The sequence below is a fragment of the Streptococcus sp. CL6.22 genome (assembly GCF_049738055.1).
GTDB classification, from domain to species: Bacteria; Bacillota; Bacilli; order Lactobacillales; family Streptococcaceae; genus Streptococcus; species Streptococcus mitis_DJ.
In genome coordinates this window covers 50,388-66,495 of sequence record NZ_JBKOTV010000007.1, presented here as the reverse complement: position 1 = coordinate 66,495, position 16,108 = coordinate 50,388, and the positions used below count along the sequence as shown (strand labels likewise).

The window sequence follows — 16,108 nt, the reverse complement described above, 5'->3', positions numbered from 1 at the left end:
CTGTCTATTTTTTTAATTTTGTAAAATTGGAAATTCTGAACAAATTTTGAAAAATAAAGTATAACATACAAGTATAAAACAAGGAGGAATTATAGTTATGAATATACAAGTTCAAAAACTTAGAAAATCATATAAGGATAGAGAAGTACTGAAAAATATTTCTTTTGAAATAAAAGAGGGGAGTATTTGTGGATTATTAGGTATTAATGGTGCAGGAAAATCAACAATTATGAAGATTATTTTTGGTCTTGAAAATGCTGATAGTGGTACGGTTATTTTTAATGGGAAAAAAAATGCGGGTATATATGAGATTGGAGCGCTTATTGAAACTCCAGCTATCTACATGAACTTATCTGCTTATGATAACTTAAAAACAAGAGCATTGTTATATGACATTTCTGACGAACGAATTAATGAAGTATTAAACTTGATTGGGCTATCTAATACGGGAAAGAAAAAAGCAGGGAGCTTTTCTTTAGGTATGAAACAACGTTTGGGATTAGGTATGGCAATAATTACTAGTCCAGATTTGCTCATTTTAGATGAACCTACCAATGGATTGGATCCAGATGGTATAAAGGAATTGTTGAATTTAATGATTTCTTTAAAGAAATCAGGAATGACAATTCTTTTATCTAGCCATCAACTGTATGAAGTTAGTAAAGTGGCAGATAAAGTTGTTATTTTACATGATGGTCAAATTTTTTACGATGGTTCGAATGTTCAAAGTGATGATTTAGAATCTTTATTTATAAGAATTGTTCATGGAGGTGACGCAATATGATAAAAATATTTAAATCAGAATGGTTAAAACAGCGAAAAAATACATCCAAAAAATTCTTGATAATAGCTCCTGGATTGTCGATTTTAATAGCTGTATTACTTGTTGGACCGAGTATTCTAGAAAGTTTTTCAATATATTGGTGGGAAGCCGTCTTTTTGTACACGCTTATTGGATTGTTATTTTTATATGATTATAAAGCAGAAGAAGCTGCAGGAAACTTCCAGAATACATACTTTCGAAATGATAGCATAAAAATATATATCGTAAAGATACTTTTAAAATTAAAAGATTTACTCATTTCGAACGTATGGTTTTTAGCTATATTATTATTTACAAGTAATTTTTTGTATGGCGACTTAATATCATTGAATATAATTGGTGACTTAATTTGTTTAGTACTTATTTCGATAACATCCATATGGGTATTGCCACTCTTGTATCTATTTTCGAAACGGATCAACCCCTATATCTTAGTATCTATTAACTCCTTGATTTGTTTTTTGGTTGCACCTTTTATCGCTCAAAGTAGCTTTTGGTTCTTCTTTCCTTTTACATATCATTATAAAATTGCTTATAGTCTTATGTATATAAAACCGTCAGGAGATTTAGATTTAACAAATCATGTAACAGACGTTAAAATGGTAGTATTTACCGTATTTCTATCATTGATTCTATTTATTGTTTCTTTGTTAATGTTAAATTGGAGGTTAAGTAATGATCCAATTGCTAAAAAGTGAAATGATTAAATTTAAAGGTTCGTATCAACTATACATTATTTTGATTTTGTCTACTATACAACTATTGACAATTCCAATTTACATATTATCTGTAAATAACACAATTGTATTGGAAAATATTATCTTTTTACCCATGTTAGGCTATTGTATGATAACTACGATAATCACTTTATTAGTATCTGAACAAGAAATCAATGCTAATAATTATCAGAATATTAAAGGCTCGAGAAATACAGCCAGTATATGGGGAGCGAAAATTTTTGTGTTAGATTTACTATTATCTTTACTTACTATTCCTTTATGGGTAGTTGTAGGTATAGAGTTAGAACACTTTTCATATTATTTTTACGTAGGAATAGTTAGTTGGTTATTACTAATATTGCTAAATCATTTCCACATGCTATTGACATTGTTTATTGCGAAAGGTGGCAATTTACTTATTGCTGTTGTAGAAAGTTTATTTATATTATTTGCAACAAATAAAGTTTTTCTTAATATTTTTTGGATTCCAGTAATTTTACCAGTTAATATAATTTTAGAAAATAATTTTAGAAGCACAAACTATTTATTAGCTTTAACTTTTTATGTTGTATTATTGTTTGTTGCTAATTTAGTAGTTGTAAGCAGAAAAGGTGTTTAATTATATATTCTGATGGAAATGAATGGAGTGTTAAATTTTTGGATGGAAATTTGGGAATTGTTTTGACTTTACTTTATAACCAAAATAAATCTGTAAAGACATATTGGAGAGAGGCGTTATTGATTTTTGATAATTTAACTATAGAAAATTAGGAGGAGAACTATGAAATTCAAAAAGATCTATCTTTCCGTAATTTTTTTCTTAAGTTTACTTGGATTGACTGGATGCACATATGAGAAGTATGATGTTAAATTTCTCGACTCAAGTTATAATCGATTTGATTATAAAGGAGAGCATTATGGTGTAACTAATCAATTAATTTCATATGAAGATATTGAAAGTAAAGTAAGCAATCATGATGATACTTATGAAATATCTTACGATGATTCCAATAATGAAATAAAGAATGATTTGTTGGAGATTGGTGACTTATATCAGACCAAGAGTAGAGAATTTGCCATAAAAATTGATAGTACTTTCTATAAATGTAGACTACTTGATAATATTTCTAAAGAAGAACTCCTAAAAGTTTCTGACTTATTTTATGTTCACTTAGTAGGAGGATTTGCTATCAATGAGCAAGAAGCCAGAGAGTTGAAGATAGGGGAACAATCATTTACAATTACTGAAGAAATTATTCCAAAAGAAGAGCTTAGTGCTACAGTTGCTAACTTAGATAATCAAGTGAAGTCTGTCACTAGATTATCAGGGGAGCATGAAAGTTGGAAATATGGAGAAATTTGTTCTTTAAAAAATCAGTCTATCCATGAGAAAGTAGCAGTTAAATTGAATGGAGAATATCATTTGGCTTTCTTTAGAAGTTAGTTTGTATATTAGATATGTGACACAAAAATTTTTTCCAGCATCTTTCAAATCAAATTCCCTTGACTTTCTTTATAATTGTGAGATAATAAGTAAAATATATAAAGGAGTTATATAAAATGGCTATAGCGAATTCAAGTAAAATTGTGACCTTCCAAGCTAATAGAGAATTAGTAAATGATGCCATGGAAGTGTTAAAAGAAAAAAATCTCTCTCTTTCATCGGCACTTAGATTATTTTTAAAGAATGTTGCCGTAACAAATGAAGTAGATTTACTGAGTGAAGAGGAATTAGAGAAGGAGTATTTGTTTAGACAATTACAAGCAGAAGTTCAAGAAAGTTATGCCAAGATTGAGGCTGGAAATTACTTGACAGATGAGGATGTCGTGACACGCTATGGATTATAAAAAATATAGGATTTTGTATTCTCCTAGAGTGATTAATAGTCTGGATAAAATATATCAGTATATAGCGGAGGAAATCGGTTCTGTAGAGGCTGCGAGACGAAAAGTAGCCAATATTAGAAAAGATATTAATCGGCTAGAAATTTTCCCCCAAGCTGGATTTGATGCTGATGAAAAATTTGGTAAGAAATTAGACCCTCGTTACCAAACGCGAGGATTGACCTTGAGTAAGGATTACATCGTATTATATACAATTGTTGAGGATACCGTCAGACTTGCTTATTTACTCCCTTCAAAAAGTGATTACATGAAATTATTCAAGACCAAGTCAAGATATGACTAATTCATAATCTAGAAGATGTATGTTTAGTGATGAATAAAAATCCTAGTTTGACTCAGCCAAACTAGGATTTTCTTATACGTTTTTGTCTACGATAGCCATTGAGTTTTTTATTTTCCCAGTAACTATTAAAGATTTTTTCCTTACTTTCTCGATTGATTTCCAAAAAGTAGGCATAAATCAAATCGATAAAGAAGAGCATAGGAAGTTGAGCGGATATTCGTTGGATGTAGGATGACTGGCTGTGGGTGGCTACAAGAACAGTCTCTGTATAGGCCTGACTATCTTTATTGGGAACACTTGTAAAAAGTACAGTCTTTGCCCCCATCTCCTTAGCGTCTAATAGACTATCTAAAATAGAAGGGGTTGTGCCAGAAAGAGAGAAACCGAGTACGAGACAATTCTCATCCATAATACTGGTTGTCCAAGCAAAACCGTCTTGATCGGTTAAAGCCTCGCAGACCACACCTAGACGCATGAAGCGTAATTTCATTTCATGAGCTACTAGGCCAGAACTCCCTGTTCCGAAGAAGTAGACACGCTCAGCATCTTCGATTAACTGGGCAATTCTTTCTAGTTGGACTTCATCAATCAAGTCCTGTGTTTGTTCCCGCATACTGCTATAACTTCTAAGGACTCGTTTTGTCAGTGGACTGTGTTTGTGAGAATGGGTGTCCTGTTTCTCTGCTTGGTGTTGGTATTGGAAAATAAATTCTCGATAGCCTGTAAAACCACACTTTTTAGAAAAGCGGGTCAGAGCAGCCTGAGAGATATGTAATTTTTGAGTGACCTGTTGGGAAGATAAATCATCTGTAATCGTTTCAGCTTGCAAAAAATAGCGAGCGATTTCTTGCTCTAGGTCTGTCATTTCTTCGAAGTGGGAATCAATGATGGTTGCTATATCTGGTTTGTCCATAGAAAGGCTCCTTTAAATGAGTCGTATTGGAAAAAGACGGGGTCATCGAACTTTTACATTTATTATATCATATAATATAGGGACAGATAAATAAAATCGTATTTTCCCGTAAAAAGGAAAAAAGCTTTTTCCTTTTCCATAATTTTCTTCTCAAATTGTGGTACAATGAAGAGTAAGATTTTAAATAGAAATGAGACTGATTTGTATGAGAAAATTTGATAGCCATTCGATTCCGATTCGGCTTAATTTATTGTTTTCAATTGTCATTTTGCTTTTTATGGCCATTATTGGTCGCCTGCTTTATATGCAGGTTTTGAACAAGGATTTTTATGAGACAAAATTAGCATCGGCTAGTAAAACAAAGGTGACTACTAGTTCAGCTCGAGGCGAAATTTATGATGCCAGCGGCAAGCCTTTGGTTGAAAATACTGTGAAACAAGTTGTTTCCTTTACTCGAAACAACAAAATGACGGCTGCAGATTTAAAAGAAACAGCTAAGAAGCTGTTAGCCTATGTGGGAGTTTCTTCTCCAACATTGACTGACCGACAGTTAGCGGACTATTATCTAGCAGATCAAGATGTCTATAAGAAAGCAGTGGAAAGTTTACCACGTGAGAAGCGACTTGATTCTGATGGCAATCAATTATCTGAATCCGAGCTTTACAATAATACTGTTGAAAGTATCGATCCAAGTCAATTGACCTACTCGGATGACGAAAAGAAAGAAATTTATCTTTTTAGCCAACTCAATGCAGTTGGAAATTTTGCGACAGGGACCATTGCGACAGATTCCTTGACAGATACACAGATTGCCTTGATTGCTTCAGCTTCTAAGAATTTACCTGGGATCAGTATTTCAACTTCGTGGGATCGAAAGGTCCTAGAGACTTCTCTTTCGTCTATAGTAGGAAGTGTATCCAGTGAAAAAGCCGGTCTTCCAGCTGAAGAAGCAGATGCTTATATCAAAAAGGGTTATTCTCTAAACGACCGTGTTGGAACCTCTTATCTAGAAAAACAATATGAAGAAACCTTGCAAGGGAAACGCTCGGTGAAAGAAATCCATCTAGACAAGTATGGCAATATGGAAAGTGTCGAAAATATCGAAGATGGTACCAAAGGGAATAATATTAAACTGACTATTGATTTGGCCTTTCAAGATAGCGTGGACAATCTGCTTAAGAGTTACTTCAATTCCGAACTGGGAAATGGAGGAGCCAAGTATTCAGAAGGTGTGTATGCAGTTGCCCTCAACCCAAAAACAGGTGCGGTTTTGTCTATGTCAGGACTCAAACATGACTTGAAAACGGGAGATTTAACACCTGATTCCTTGGGAACAGTAACCGATGTCTTTGTACCCGGTTCGGTCGTTAAGGCGGCGACCATCAGCTCTGGTTGGGAGAATGGAGTCTTATCAGGGAATCAGACCTTGACAGACCAACCGATTGTCTTCCAAGGTTCAGCTCCAATTAATTCTTGGTATACTCAGGCCTACGGTTCATTCCCGATTACAGCTGTGGAAGCCTTGGAGTATTCTTCTAATACCTACATGGTTCAAACGGCTTTGGGCATCATGGGTCAAACTTATCAACCTAATATGTTTGTTGGAACCAGCAATTTGGAATCAGCTATGGGGAAACTTCGTGCGACATTTGCTGAATATGGTCTTGGAGCTTCAACGGGTATTGATCTTCCGGATGAATCTACAGGATTTACCCCTAAGGAATATGACTTTGCCAATTACATTACCAATGCCTTTGGCCAGTTTGATAACTACACCCCTATGCAATTAGCCCAGTACGTTGGAACTATTGCCAACAACGGTGTTCGGATTGCCCCCCACATTGTCGAGGGGATTTATGGAAACAACGAACAAGGTGGCTTAGGGAACTTAATCCAATCTATTGAAACCAAGGAAATGAATAAAATTAATATTTCTGAGTCTGATGTTTCCATCCTCCAACAAGGCTTTTATCAAGTGTCACATGGTGGTAGTGCTTTGACAACCGGTCGTGCCTTTTCAAATGGCGCAGCGGTATCCATTAGTGGAAAAACAGGTACTGCTGAAAGTTATGTTGAGGGCGGTCAAAAAGCTAACAATACTAATGCTGTGGCCTATGCACCATCAGATAATCCTCAAATCGCTGTAGCTGTTGTCTTCCCTCATAACACCAACCTTACAAATGGTGTCGGACCTTCCATTGCGCGCGATATTATCAACCTCTATAACCAACATCATCCAATGAATTAGAAAGGAACGTATGCTTTATCCAACACCTATTGCTAAGCTAATTGACAGTTATTCGAAGTTACCGGGTATCGGGATTAAGACGGCTACCCGTCTGGCCTTCTATACTATTGGAATGTCTGATGACGATGTCAATGAATTTGCTAAAAATCTCCTTTCTGCTAAGAGAGAGCTGACCTACTGTTCCATCTGCGGTCGCCTGACTGATGACGATCCTTGCTCTATCTGTATCGATCCGACTCGTGACCAGACAACGATTTTAGTTCTCGAAGATAGTCGCGATGTGGCAGCCATGGAGAATATCCAAGAATACCACGGGCTCTATCATGTCTTACATGGTCTTATTTCTCCCATGAATGGTATCAGTCCAGATGATATCAATCTCAAGAGCCTTATGACTCGTCTTATGGATAGTGAAGTTTCAGAAGTGATTGTGGCGACCAATGCTACAGCGGACGGGGAAGCGACTTCGATGTATCTTTCACGTTTGCTCAAGCCAGCTGGTATCAAGGTTACGCGTCTAGCGCGAGGTCTCGCTGTCGGAGCGGATATTGAGTATGCGGACGAAGTGACACTCTTACGAGCCATTGAAAATCGAACAGAGTTGTAAGTCTAGACAAATTAACACACTCAATTTATTTAGACAAAAATCAAGGAGACCGACAGTTGTTTTATCGGTCTCTTTTTAGATTTATTGGAGACCAGTATCAGGTTCAAGTTTCAAAAAAGAAGCAAATATGATATACTAAAGAACGAGTATTCTATTAGAATTGGAACAAATAATATGAAACAAACGATTATTCTTTTATACGGTGGACGTAGTGCAGAGCGTGAAGTCTCTGTTCTTTCAGCTGAGAGTGTGATGCGTGCGGTCAACTACGACCGTTTCACAGTCAAGACTTTCTTCATCAGCCAGTCGGGTGATTTTATTAAAACGCAAGAATTTAGCCATACTCCAGGTCAAGAGGACCGTCTTATGACCAATGAAACAATTGATTGGGATAAGCAAGTTGCACCAAGTGCTATATACGAAGAGGGAGCAGTGGTCTTTCCAGTCCTTCATGGCCCAATGGGAGAAGACGGCTCTGTTCAAGGATTCCTTGAAGTTTTGAAAATGCCTTATGTTGGTTGCAACATTTTGTCATCTAGCCTTGCCATGGATAAAATCACGACCAAGCGTGTTCTGGAATCTGCTGGTATTGCACAAGTTCCTTATGTGGCTATCGTTGAAGGGGATGATATGACTGCTAAAATTGCTGAAGTGGAAGAAAAATTGACTTATCCAGTCTTCACAAAACCATCAAACATGGGTTCAAGTGTCGGTATTTCCAAATCTGAAAATCAAGACGAACTCCGTCAAGCCTTGAAACTTGCCTTCCAATATGATAGCCGTGTCTTGGTAGAACAAGGAGTGAATGCCCGTGAAATCGAGGTTGGGCTACTGGGTAACTACGATGTCAAGAGTACGCTACCAGGAGAAGTAGTCAAGGATGTTGCCTTTTATGACTACGATGCCAAGTATATTGACAACAAGATTACTATGGACATCCCAGCCAAAATCAGTGATGATGTGATAGCTGTCATGCGTCAGAATGCAGAAACTGCTTTCCGTGCCATTGGTGGACTCGGTCTATCTCGATGCGATTTCTTCTATACAGATAAGGGAGAGATTTTCCTAAACGAGCTTAATACCATGCCAGGTTTCACCCAGTGGTCTATGTACCCACTACTTTGGGACAATATGGGAATCAGCTACCCAGAACTAATCGAGCGATTGGTTGATCTTGCCAAGGAAAGTTTTGACAAGCGCGAAGCGCATTTACTATAAAAATGAAAGAGAGGGTAGAAACCAGAACCATCACTGCAAGGTGATTTTAGTTCTCGGATTTCAACCCTTTTTAAAGGAGTAGAAATGAAATTAACAATCCATGAAGTGGCTCAAGTTGTAGGAGCTAAAAATGATATCAGCATCTTTGAGGACACCCAGTTAGAAAAAGCTGAGTTTGACAGTCGTTTGATTGCGACAGGAGATTTATTTGTTCCTCTCAAAGGTGCGCGTGATGGTCATGACTTTATCGAAACAGTCTTTGAAAATGGTGCTGCTGTAACCCTGTCTGAGAAAGAAATCGCAAATCATCCCTATATTCTAGTAGATGATGTCTTGACAGCCTTTCAAACCCTAGCTGCCTACTATCTTGAAAAAACAGCAGTTGATGTCTTTGCTGTTACAGGTTCAAATGGTAAAACAACAACCAAAGACATGTTGGCGCACCTGCTATCAACAACCTACAAAACCTACAAAACACAAGGCAACTACAATAATGAGATTGGCCTTCCTTACACAGTTCTCCATATGCCTGAAGGAACAGAAAAGTTGGTCTTGGAGATGGGACAGGATCACTTGGGAGATATTCATCTCTTGTCAGAATTGGCTCGTCCAAAAACAGCCATCGTGACCTTGGTTGGAGAAGCCCATTTGGCTTTTTTTAAAGACCGTTCTGAAATTGCTAAAGGAAAAATGCAAATTGCAGACGGGATGTCTTCGAATTCCTTGCTTTTAGCGCCAGCTGACACTATTGTAGAGGACTACTTGCCAACTGATAAAAAGGTAGTTCGTTTTGGCCAAGGAGCAGAGTTGGAAATTACCGACTTGGTTGAGTGTAAGGATAGCTTGACCTTTAAGGCCAATTTCTTGGAGCAAGCCCTTGATTTGCCAGTGACTGGTAAGTACAATGCCACCAATGCTATGATTGCGTCTTATGTTGCCCTACAAGAAGGGGTTTCAGAGGAGCAAATTCATAAGGCTTTCCAAAATCTTGAATTGACGCGTAACCGTACCGAATGGAAGAAAGCAGCCAATGGAGCAGATATCCTATCAGATGTTTACAATGCCAATCCAACTGCTATGAAGTTGATTTTAGAGACTTTCTCTGCCATTCCAGCCAATGAAGGTGGCAAGAAAATTGCTGTCTTGGCGGATATGAAGGAACTTGGTGACCAGTCTATTCAACTCCATAACCAGATGATTTTGAGCCTTTCTCCAGATGTGCTTGATACCGTTATTTTCTATGGAGAAGACATTGCTGAATTAGCCCAATTGGCTAGTCAAATGTTCCCAATCGGCCACGTTTACTACTTCAAGAAAACAGAAGACCAAGACCAATTTGAAGACCTAGTCAAGCAGGTTAAAGAAAGCCTTGGAGTCAATGACCAAATCTTGCTCAAAGGCTCTAACTCTATGAATCTAGCCAAGTTGGTAGAAAGTTTAGAAAATGAAGCCAAGTGATTTTGTCAAACATTTACGTATTTCTAAATCCATTTTTGACAAATAGCATGGTATAATAAAATGCAGGAAAATTTTGAATCATGAGGAAGACTAGATGAATTTATGGGATATTTTCTTTACGACCCAAGCAACAGAACCACCCAAATTTGACCTTTTTTGGTATGTCAGTATATTTACACTCTTGGCTTTGACCTTTTATACAGCCTATCGTTATCGTGAAAAGAAGGCTTATCAACGATTTTTCCAAATCTTGCAGGCAGTTCAGTTAATCCTTCTTTATGGATGGTACGGGGTTAATCATATGCCATTGTCAGAAAGCTTACCCTTTTACCATTGCCGTATGGCTATGTTTGTGGTGCTTTTGCTTCCTGGTCAGTCCAAATATCGGCAGTATTTTGCATTACTAGGAACATTTGGGACATTAGCAGCCTTTGTTTATCCAGTGCCAGATCCTTATCCATTCCCGCATATTGCGATTTTATCCTTTATCTTTGGCCACTTAGCTCTCTTGGGGAACTCTCTAGTTTATCTATTGAGACAGTATAACGCGCGATTGCTGGATGTGAAGGGAATTTTTCTCATGACCTTTGCACTAAATGCCTTGATTTTTGTGGTCAATTTAGTAACAGGTGGAGATTACGGATTCTTGACAAAACCACCATTGGTTGGAGACCATGGCTTAGTAGCTAATTATTTAATCGTTTCCCTGGCCTTATCAGCAGCGATTACGTTAACAAAGAAAATCTTGGAACTATTTTTAGAGCAAGAAGCAGAAAAAATGATTGCAAAGAAAGCTTAGAAATGAGCTTTCTTTTTTTCATAAATCTGATTTTTTATAACTTGTTTGGAAAATAAAAAAAAGCTAAGGAAAGAATGTGAAAAAATGGTAAGTAAATTTAGGAAAAACTAAGCACGATTGGATTTTTTGTGTTATAATATTCTGTGAATAGCTATGCCCTATTTTAGCTATATTGAATAGAAGTTTGAAACTTGGAAGAGAGAGGATGCGATGTAATGGCTAGAGATGGTTTTTTTACAGGCTTAGATATCGGAACTAATTCGATTAAAGTATTGGTTGCCGAGCATAGAAATGGTGAACTAAACGTAATTGGTGTAAGTAATGCCAAGAGTAAAGGTGTAAAGGATGGGATTATCGTTGATATTGAAGCAGCAGCAACTGCTATCAAGTCAGCTATTTCCCAAGCAGAAGAGAAAGCTGGCATTTCAATCAAATCAGTGAATGTTGGTTTGCCTGGAAATCTTTTGCAAGTAGAACCAACTCAAGGTATGATTCCAGTTACATCTGATACAAAAGAAATTACAGATCAAGATGTTGAAAATGTTGTTAAATCAGCCTTGACAAAGAGTATGACACCAGATCGTGAAGTCATTACTTTTATTCCAGAAGAATTTATCGTAGATGGTTTCCAAGGTATTCGTGACCCACGTGGTATGATGGGGGTTCGTCTTGAAATGCGTGGTTTGCTTTACACAGGTCCACGTACTATTCTTCACAATTTACGCAAGACAGTTGAGCGCTCAGGTGTTCAAGTTGAAAATATTATTATTTCACCATTGGCTTTGGTTCGTTCAGTCTTGAACGAAGGAGAGCGTGAATTTGGAGCTACTGTGATTGATATGGGAGCAGGCCAAACAACTGTTGCTACAATCCGTAACCAAGAACTCCAGTTTACAAATATTCTTCAAGAAGGTGGAGATTATGTCACAAAAGATATCTCTAAAGTCTTGAAGACTTCACAAAAACTAGCTGAAGGATTGAAATTGAACTATGGTGAAGCCTACCCTTCACTTGCAAGCAATGAAACATTCCAAGTTGAAGTAATTGGAGAAGTAGAGCCTGTAGAAGTTACAGAAAGCTACCTAGCAGAGATTATTTCAGCCCGCATTAAGCACATTTTTGAACAAATCAAACAAGAGTTGGAAAGAAGACATTTGTTGGATCTTCCAGGTGGGATTGTTCTGATTGGTGGAAATGCTATTTTACCAGGTGTTGTAGAACTTGCACAGGAAGTATTTGGCGTTGGTGTCAAACTTTACGTTCCAAATCAAGTTGGAATCCGTAATCCTGCCTTCGCTCATGTGATTAGCTTATCTGAATTTGCTGGTCAATTGACTGAGGTGCATTTATTAGCACAAAGAGCAGTCAAGGGTGAGGATACTTTGCGTCACCAACCAATTAATTTTGGTGGGATGATTCAACGCGTTACGCAAGTAGCACAACCTACCCCTATTCAACCAGTTCAAAATACTGAGGTAGAGCAATCAGCTTCTACGAACGTAGTTGCTCCGAAAGAAGATAAAGTATCTTCTCAAAATAAACCAAAAATCGCAGATCGTTTCCGTGGCTTAATCGGAAGCATGTTTGATGAATAAAAGAGGAAAAATAAACTATGACATTTTCATTTGATACAGCAGCAGCTCAAGGTGCAGTTATTAAAGTAATCGGTGTTGGTGGAGGTGGCGGTAACGCCATTAACCGCATGGTTGACGAAGGTGTTGCAGGCGTAGAATTTATCGCAGCAAACACAGATGTACAAGCTTTGAGTAGTACAAAAGCTGAGACTGTAATTCAGTTAGGTCCTAAATTGACTCGTGGTTTGGGTGCTGGCGGTCGACCTGAAATCGGTCAAAAGGCAGCCGAAGAAAGCGAAGAAGCCTTGACTCAAGCTATTACTGGAGCAGATATGGTCTTCATCACTGCAGGTATGGGAGGTGGCTCAGGTACGGGTGCAGCTCCTGTTATTGCCCGCATTGCTAAAGATTTAGGTGCTCTTACAGTTGGTGTTGTGACACGTCCTTTCGGTTTTGAAGGAAGCAAACGTGGCCAATATGCTGTAGAAGGAATCAATCAACTTCGCGAACATGTAGATACTCTATTGATTATTTCAAACAACAACTTGCTTGAAATTGTTGATAAGAAAACGCCGCTTCTTGAAGCTCTTAGCGAAGCAGATAATGTGCTTCGCCAAGGTGTTCAAGGAATTACTGACTTGATTACAAATCCTGGTTTGATTAATCTTGACTTTGCCGATGTGAAAACAGTTATGGCAAATAAAGGGAACGCTCTAATGGGTATTGGTATCGGTAGTGGTGAAGAACGTGTGGTAGAAGCAGCTCGTAAGGCAATCTACTCACCACTTCTTGAAACAACTATTGACGGAGCTGAGGATGTCATCGTCAACGTTACTGGTGGTCTTGACTTGACTTTGATTGAAGCAGAAGAAGCTTCAGAAATTGTCAACCAAGCTGCTGGTCAAGGAGTGAACATCTGGCTCGGAACATCAATCGATGAAAACATGAAAGATGAAATCCGTGTTACAGTCGTTGCAACTGGTGTTCGTCAAGATCGTGTTGAAAAAGTTGTTGGTCATGCACCAAGACAAGCTGTTCGTCATGAGCAAGCAAGTCCCAGTCATGCACACAATCATAATCGTCACTTTGATATGGCTGAAACTGCAGAAATTCCAAGTCCAGCACCTCGTCGTACAGAAACTTCTCAATCTTCAGCATTTGGTGATTGGGACCTGCGTCGTGAGACAATTGTTCGACCAACTGATTCAGTGGTATCACCAGTTGAACGTTTCGAAGCGCCATCTTTACACGATGAGGATGAATTAGACACTCCTCCATTTTTCAAAAATCGTTAAGTAAATGAATTTGAAAGAAAATACAGAACGTGTTTTTCAACAAATAAAAGATGCAAGTCAGCAGGCAGGAAGAGAAGCCAATTCTGTTTCGGTTCTTGCTGTTACAAAATATGTAGACGTACCGACAGCGGAGGCTTTGCTTCCGCTAGGTGTGCATCATATTGGTGAAAATCGTGTGGATAAATTTCTTGAGAAATATGAAGCTTTAAAAGGTAGAAATATTACCTGGCATTTGATTGGAACATTGCAAAGACGCAAGGTTAAAGATGTCATTCAGTACGTTGATTATTTCCACGCTTTGGATTCATTAAAGCTAGCAGAGGAAATTCAAAAAAGAAGTGACCGAGTTGTTAAGTGTTTCTTACAAGTGAATATCTCAAGGGAAGAGAGCAAACATGGTTTTTCAAAGGAAGAACTATTGGAGCTCTTGCCAGAGTTGGCCACCTTAGATAAAATCGAATATGTCGGCTTGATGACCATGGCTCCTTTTGAAGCTAGTAGTGATGAGTTGAAAGAGATTTTTAAAGCTACGCAGGATTTGCAACTAGAAATTAGAGAAAAACAAATTCCCAATATGCCAATGACGGACTTGAGTATGGGTATGAGTCGTGACTACAAGGAAGCGATTGAATTTGGCTCAACATTTGTCAGAATTGGTTCAGCATTTTTTAAATAGGAAAGAAATATGTCTTTAAAAGATAGATTTGATAAATTTATAGATTATTTTACAGAAGATGGAGAAGATGTTGGTACTGCATATCAGCCTAAAGCTGAAGAGCCAATTGTGACTCCAGTCCCTTCTGTTCAAGAGTTGCCTCAACAAGCTGGTAGCACGCCATCTAAAGATAAAAACATCACTCGTCTTCATGCCCGTCAACAAGAGTTGGCTATGCAAAGTCAACGTTCTACTGATAAGGTGACAATTGATGTTCGTTATCCACGTAAATACGAAGATGCCACAGATATTGTTGATTTATTAGCTGGTAACGAAAGTATTTTGATTGATTTCCAATATATGACAGAAGTTCAAGCACGTCGTTGTTTGGATTATCTGGACGGGGCACGCCATGTTTTAGCTGGTAACATGAAAAAGGTAGCATCTACTATGTACCTGCTGACACCAGTTGATGTTGTCGTCAATATTGAAGACATCAAAATTCCAGATGAATCACAAAATGGTGAATTTGGCTTTGATATGAAACGTACGAGAGTGAGATAATGATCTTTCTCATTCGTTTTGTTCAAAATGCAGTGGATATCTATTCACTGATTTTAATCGTGTTTGCTCTGATGTCTTGGTTTCCCAATGCTTATGAATCACGTCTTGGACGCTTGATTATTAGTTTAGTGAAACCGATAGTAGCTCCCTTGCAACGTTTACCCCTCCAGATTGCAGGTCTTGACTTATCTGTCTGGATTGCGGTATTACTAGTTCACTTCCTAGGGGAGCAGTTGATTCGACTTTTAGTGATCTTTCTATGAACAAGATGATTTATCAACACTTTTCTAAGAATGATTCGTCTTTTATTGATAAGGGAGTAGAATGGATAAAAAAGGTAGAAGATTCTTATTCTCCTTTTTTAACACCCTTTGTAAATCCCCATCAAGAAAAGATTTTAAAGGTTCTAGCATCAACCAACGGCATCTCCTACATGAGCAGTCGGCAGTTTCTTGAAACTGAATATGTACGGGTACTCCTGTATCCTGATTATTTTGAGCCGGAATTCTCTGATTTTGAACTTTCCTTGCAAGAAATTGTTTATCCTAATAAGTTTGAGCGGTTAACACATGCAAAAATATTAGGGACTGTTTTAAACAAGCTGGGAATTGATAGGAAGCTATTTGGTGATATCTTAGTCAACGAAGAGAGAGCACAGATTATCATTAATCGACAGTTTATGCTCCTTTTTCAAGACGGCATTACGAAAATTGCTCGTTTACCGGTTCGTCTAGAAGAACGGGATTTTACTGAGAGAATTGCTACAGTAGAAGATTATCAAGAATTAGATATTTGTATTGCTAGTTCTAGATTAGATGTTTTTCTAGCAGGTGTCTTCAAGCTGTCTAGAAATCAGGCAAGTCAGTTAATTGAAAAACAGGCAGTCCAAGTTAATTACCATTTAGTTGAAAAATCAGATTATGCAGTTCAAGTTGGTGATTTGATTAGTGTTAGGAAATTTGGTCGATTGAAACTCGTTAGGGATAATGGGCAAACAAAAAAAGATAAAAAGAAATTAACGGTCCAATTGTTATTAAGTAAGTGAGG

Annotated in this window: 18 protein-coding genes; 17 read left to right on the top strand and 1 reads right to left on the bottom strand. The window is 37.6% G+C overall.

The window, feature by feature from the left end:
- The first annotated feature begins 97 nt into the window (after window positions 1–97).
- The 6 genes from ACLNCW_RS04705 (at window position 98) to ACLNCW_RS04680 (ending at window position 3,730) form a co-directional block, all read left to right on the top strand.
- Entirely contained in the window at window positions 98–784 is a 687-nt protein-coding gene (locus ACLNCW_RS04705) for an ABC transporter ATP-binding protein (protein WP_001025883.1), read from the top strand.
- Window positions 781–1,521: a lantibiotic ABC transporter permease gene (locus ACLNCW_RS04700; protein WP_424845439.1), complete on the top strand. Its 741-nt coding sequence runs from the start codon at window positions 781–783 to the stop codon at window positions 1,519–1,521. The genes ACLNCW_RS04705 and ACLNCW_RS04700 overlap by 4 nt, the downstream gene beginning before the upstream one ends.
- Window positions 1,499–2,161: an ABC transporter permease gene (locus ACLNCW_RS04695; protein ID WP_084888733.1), complete on the top strand. Its 663-nt coding sequence runs from the start codon at window positions 1,499–1,501 to the stop codon at window positions 2,159–2,161. Before ACLNCW_RS04700 ends, ACLNCW_RS04695 begins: the two co-directional genes overlap by 23 nt.
- A 162-nt stretch (window positions 2,162–2,323) precedes the next feature.
- Window positions 2,324–2,986 (top strand): NisI/SpaI family lantibiotic immunity lipoprotein, encoded by a 663-nt coding sequence (locus ACLNCW_RS04690; protein WP_000669433.1) that lies wholly within the window; start codon window positions 2,324–2,326, stop codon window positions 2,984–2,986.
- A 116-nt stretch (window positions 2,987–3,102) separates the two neighbouring features.
- The gene (gene relB, locus ACLNCW_RS04685) at window positions 3,103–3,390 is read left to right on the top strand and encodes a type II toxin-antitoxin system RelB/ParD family antitoxin (RefSeq protein ID WP_000951986.1); all 288 of its coding nucleotides are present in this window, start codon (window positions 3,103–3,105) and stop codon (window positions 3,388–3,390) included.
- Window positions 3,380–3,730 (top strand): type II toxin-antitoxin system RelE/ParE family toxin, encoded by a 351-nt coding sequence (locus ACLNCW_RS04680; protein WP_049516492.1) that lies wholly within the window; start codon window positions 3,380–3,382, stop codon window positions 3,728–3,730. Before relB ends, ACLNCW_RS04680 begins: the two co-directional genes overlap by 11 nt.
- Before the next feature lie 61 nt (window positions 3,731–3,791).
- Here ACLNCW_RS04680 and ACLNCW_RS04675 read toward each other — a convergent pair whose 3' ends face one another.
- A complete protein-coding gene (locus tag ACLNCW_RS04675; RefSeq protein WP_424845438.1) occupies window positions 3,792–4,643 on the bottom strand; it encodes a MurR/RpiR family transcriptional regulator in 852 nt (283 codons plus the stop codon).
- A 190-nt stretch (window positions 4,644–4,833) separates the two neighbouring features.
- Here ACLNCW_RS04675 and pbp2b point away from each other — a divergent pair, with 190 nt between their 5' ends.
- The 11 genes from pbp2b to ACLNCW_RS04620 all read left to right on the top strand — a co-directional run bounded on the left by pbp2b (window position 4,834) and on the right by ACLNCW_RS04620 (window position 16,106).
- Window positions 4,834–6,891, top strand: coding sequence for a penicillin-binding protein PBP2B (gene pbp2b / locus ACLNCW_RS04670; RefSeq protein WP_424845437.1), 2,058 nt, complete (start codon window positions 4,834–4,836; stop codon window positions 6,889–6,891).
- 10 nt (window positions 6,892–6,901) lie between these two features.
- Complete coding sequence (recR, locus tag ACLNCW_RS04665; protein ID WP_023946149.1) at window positions 6,902–7,498, top strand: recombination mediator RecR; 597 nt, start codon at window positions 6,902–6,904, stop codon at window positions 7,496–7,498.
- Window positions 7,499–7,672: 174 nt separating this feature from the next.
- Window positions 7,673–8,716, top strand: a complete 1,044-nt coding sequence (locus ACLNCW_RS04660; protein WP_424845436.1) for a D-alanine--D-alanine ligase — start codon at window positions 7,673–7,675, stop codon at window positions 8,714–8,716.
- 84 nt (window positions 8,717–8,800) lie between these two features.
- Window positions 8,801–10,174, top strand: a complete 1,374-nt coding sequence (locus ACLNCW_RS04655) for a UDP-N-acetylmuramoyl-tripeptide--D-alanyl-D-alanine ligase (protein WP_424845435.1) — start codon at window positions 8,801–8,803, stop codon at window positions 10,172–10,174.
- Window positions 10,175–10,268: 94 nt separating this feature from the next.
- A complete protein-coding gene (locus ACLNCW_RS04650; RefSeq protein ID WP_049551303.1) occupies window positions 10,269–10,973 on the top strand; it encodes a YwaF family protein in 705 nt (234 codons plus the stop codon).
- Window positions 10,974–11,188: 215 nt separating this feature from the next.
- Window positions 11,189–12,568, top strand: coding sequence for a cell division protein FtsA (gene ftsA, locus ACLNCW_RS04645; protein ID WP_004257776.1), 1,380 nt, complete (start codon window positions 11,189–11,191; stop codon window positions 12,566–12,568).
- 17 nt (window positions 12,569–12,585) lie between these two features.
- Complete coding sequence (ftsZ, locus tag ACLNCW_RS04640; RefSeq protein WP_000144254.1) at window positions 12,586–13,842, top strand: cell division protein FtsZ; 1,257 nt, start codon at window positions 12,586–12,588, stop codon at window positions 13,840–13,842.
- 4 nt (window positions 13,843–13,846) lie between these two features.
- Entirely contained in the window at window positions 13,847–14,518 is a 672-nt protein-coding gene (locus ACLNCW_RS04635) for a YggS family pyridoxal phosphate-dependent enzyme (RefSeq protein ID WP_261027507.1), read from the top strand.
- A 9-nt stretch (window positions 14,519–14,527) separates the two neighbouring features.
- On the top strand, window positions 14,528–15,061 hold the full coding sequence (locus ACLNCW_RS04630; RefSeq protein ID WP_000053356.1) for a cell division protein SepF: 534 nt from the start codon (window positions 14,528–14,530) through the stop codon (window positions 15,059–15,061).
- Window positions 15,061–15,324 carry a YggT family protein gene (locus ACLNCW_RS04625; RefSeq protein ID WP_000576496.1) on the top strand — a complete coding sequence of 88 codons (264 nt, stop codon included), beginning with the start codon at window positions 15,061–15,063 and terminating at the stop codon, window positions 15,322–15,324. The genes ACLNCW_RS04630 and ACLNCW_RS04625 overlap by 1 nt, the downstream gene beginning before the upstream one ends.
- Entirely contained in the window at window positions 15,321–16,106 is a 786-nt protein-coding gene (locus ACLNCW_RS04620; protein WP_049502425.1) for an RNA-binding protein, read from the top strand. The genes ACLNCW_RS04625 and ACLNCW_RS04620 overlap by 4 nt, the downstream gene beginning before the upstream one ends.
- Window positions 16,107–16,108: the final 2 nt, after the last annotated feature.

Excerpts from the sequence above, each read along its gene's own strand:
- ACLNCW_RS04705 (WP_001025883.1), top strand. The coding sequence starts at position 98 with ATGAATATACAAGTTCAAAAACTTAGAAAATCATATAAGGATAGAGAA.
- ACLNCW_RS04700 (WP_424845439.1), top strand. The coding sequence starts at position 781 with ATGATAAAAATATTTAAATCAGAATGGTTAAAACAGCGAAAAAATACA.
- ACLNCW_RS04695 (WP_084888733.1), top strand. The coding sequence starts at position 1,499 with ATGATCCAATTGCTAAAAAGTGAAATGATTAAATTTAAAGGTTCGTAT.
- ACLNCW_RS04690 (WP_000669433.1), top strand. The coding sequence starts at position 2,324 with ATGAAATTCAAAAAGATCTATCTTTCCGTAATTTTTTTCTTAAGTTTA.
- relB (WP_000951986.1), top strand. The coding sequence starts at position 3,103 with ATGGCTATAGCGAATTCAAGTAAAATTGTGACCTTCCAAGCTAATAGA.
- ACLNCW_RS04680 (WP_049516492.1), top strand. The coding sequence starts at position 3,380 with ATGGATTATAAAAAATATAGGATTTTGTATTCTCCTAGAGTGATTAAT.
- ACLNCW_RS04675 (WP_424845438.1), bottom strand. The coding sequence starts at position 4,643 with ATGGACAAACCAGATATAGCAACCATCATTGATTCCCACTTCGAAGAA.
- pbp2b (WP_424845437.1), top strand. The coding sequence starts at position 4,834 with ATGAGACTGATTTGTATGAGAAAATTTGATAGCCATTCGATTCCGATT.
- recR (WP_023946149.1), top strand. The coding sequence starts at position 6,902 with ATGCTTTATCCAACACCTATTGCTAAGCTAATTGACAGTTATTCGAAG.
- ACLNCW_RS04660 (WP_424845436.1), top strand. The coding sequence starts at position 7,673 with ATGAAACAAACGATTATTCTTTTATACGGTGGACGTAGTGCAGAGCGT.
- ACLNCW_RS04655 (WP_424845435.1), top strand. The coding sequence starts at position 8,801 with ATGAAATTAACAATCCATGAAGTGGCTCAAGTTGTAGGAGCTAAAAAT.
- ACLNCW_RS04650 (WP_049551303.1), top strand. The coding sequence starts at position 10,269 with ATGAATTTATGGGATATTTTCTTTACGACCCAAGCAACAGAACCACCC.
- ftsA (WP_004257776.1), top strand. The coding sequence starts at position 11,189 with ATGGCTAGAGATGGTTTTTTTACAGGCTTAGATATCGGAACTAATTCG.
- ftsZ (WP_000144254.1), top strand. The coding sequence starts at position 12,586 with ATGACATTTTCATTTGATACAGCAGCAGCTCAAGGTGCAGTTATTAAA.
- ACLNCW_RS04635 (WP_261027507.1), top strand. The coding sequence starts at position 13,847 with ATGAATTTGAAAGAAAATACAGAACGTGTTTTTCAACAAATAAAAGAT.
- ACLNCW_RS04630 (WP_000053356.1), top strand. The coding sequence starts at position 14,528 with ATGTCTTTAAAAGATAGATTTGATAAATTTATAGATTATTTTACAGAA.
- ACLNCW_RS04625 (WP_000576496.1), top strand. The coding sequence starts at position 15,061 with ATGATCTTTCTCATTCGTTTTGTTCAAAATGCAGTGGATATCTATTCA.
- ACLNCW_RS04620 (WP_049502425.1), top strand. The coding sequence starts at position 15,321 with ATGAACAAGATGATTTATCAACACTTTTCTAAGAATGATTCGTCTTTT.